General features: G+C 64.7%; 2 protein-coding genes. Both read right to left on the bottom strand.

Features of this window, described 5'->3' with window-relative positions; all coding sequences use genetic code 11:
- Nucleotides 1–15 precede the first annotated feature (15 nt).
- Nucleotides 16–816, bottom strand: coding sequence for an SDR family NAD(P)-dependent oxidoreductase (locus ACYQ1K_RS27790; RefSeq protein ID WP_459986869.1), 801 nt, complete (start codon nucleotides 814–816; stop codon nucleotides 16–18).
- 70 nt (nucleotides 817–886) lie between these two features.
- The gene (locus ACYQ1K_RS27785; protein ID WP_459986868.1) at nucleotides 887–1,828 is read right to left on the bottom strand and encodes a cytochrome P450; all 942 of its coding nucleotides are present in this window, start codon (nucleotides 1,826–1,828) and stop codon (nucleotides 887–889) included.
- Nucleotides 1,829–1,906 lie beyond the last annotated feature (78 nt).

Genomic DNA, 1,906 nt, shown 5'->3' with positions numbered 1-1,906 from the left:
GTGGTGGTGGTGGTGTCAGCGGCCACGGAGTGGGGTGCCGTGTCCGACGTGGGCGCCGCCGGTTACATCGAGAGCCACGCCGGTCAAGAAGTCGGACTCGTCCTGGATGAAGAACATGATGCCGTTCACGACGTCGGCCTCGGTCGCGTTGCGGCCCAGGGCGGTGCGGTTGGTGGCCACCTCGACGAAGTCCTCCACAGCGACGCCCGCTGCACGGCTCTTCTCCAGTGTGCGCTGGCGTCCCATCCCGGTGGTGGGCACACTGACCGGGCACACGCAGTTGACGGTGATGTTGTCCCCGGCGAGTTCCTCCGCCAGCGACTCGACCAGACCAACCACACCGAACTTCGAAGCGCTGTAGGCAGTCACCAACGCGAACCCGCGACGCGAAGCATAGGAACCGACCACCACGATTCGTCCCCTACCCGACTCCTTCAGAGCAGGAGCCGCGGCCTGGATGGTGAAGAACAGGCCCTTGAGGTTGATGTCGAGCGTCCGGTCCCAGTCCGCCTCGGTCACCTCAGCCAAGGGCTTGGTATGGACAACCCCGGCCGAGACCACCAGCGTGTCCAGCCCACCCAGGCTGGCAACAGCACCCCGAACGGCTTCCTCCACGGCTGCAGGGAACCGCACATCGACCCGATGGGTCGAGACGTTCACGCCCCCGAGCTCCGACTTGGCCTTCTCAAGAGCCGCCTCGTCGATGTCGAGCAGCGCGACACGACAACCACTCGCGTGCAGCTCACGCGCGGCCGCCAGCCCGAGCCCGGACGCGCCTCCGGTCACCAGCACACGCCGGTCAGAACTGATAGTCATAAGTCCTTCTCCTCGATTGATAACCGAACGCCCTATAAAGGGCGCTCCAGGCGACGCAAAGCGGTCGTCGCTACGCCCACGTCCAGGCGAGCGGCACACTTACCGGGTCGTGACCCAGATAGTTGCGTGCGTACGAGATCTCATCCGTCAGCCGGACCTGCGAGATCCGGCGCGCCAGAACCTTCAACGTCTCCTGCGCCATCATCCGCGCCAGCGGCGCCCCCAGACAGTGATGGACCCCACCACCGAAGGACACGTGCTGGTTGGGGAACCGCGAGATGTCGAACTCCTCGGGCCGGTCGAAGACCTCAGGATCCCGGTTGGCCGAGGCCGGCACACACAACAGCCGCTCACCAGCCGCCAACGACTTCCCACCCAGCTCGGTGTCGACCGCAGCGAGCCGATAGAACGCCTTCACAGCAGGATCGAAACGAAGGCACTCCTCGACCGCCGAGACCACCATGCCCTCAGGATCACCATGCAACAGCGCCCACTGCTCCGGATGACGACAGAACGCGATCATCCCGTTCGACAAGAGCCGCTTGGTGGTACCGAAACCAGCCAGCATGAACAGCTCGATGTTCTCGTAGACCTCATCACGCGTGAACGCACCCTGCTGCTCGCCCTGCACCAGCATCGAGATCAGGTCATCACCCGGATTAGCGCTGCGGTGCTCAACGATCGGGCGGTAATACTCAGCGATCCGCTGCCGCGCCGCCGGGATCTGATACATCCGCATCGGGTCCAAGGACCCGTTGTGCGCCCCCATCGTGATCTCAAACAACTCATCGAGATCCGCCAGCGGAACGTCGAGCAGCCGGAACAAGAAGGTCCGCGGCACGACCGCCGCGATCTCCTCCTTGAACTCCATCTCGCTCTGGCCGGCCCGGGCATCCAACAGCCCCTCCACCAGCTCACGCACACCCTCGCGCCACCGCTCAACAGCACGCGGGGTCAAGAAGCCCTGGACAGCCTTGCGCATCTCCGTGTGCCGCGGCCGGTCAACCGTCATCAGACCAGGCTCGACAACCACCACCTTGTCCACCATCGGGTCCGGCGAATCGACCCTGGGAAACGCAGGTCGCGGATC

Source organism: Nocardioides sp. AN3, assembly GCF_054653495.1.
The sequence above is the reverse complement of the archived record's forward strand: the minus strand, read 5'-3'. Positions and strand labels throughout refer to the sequence as shown.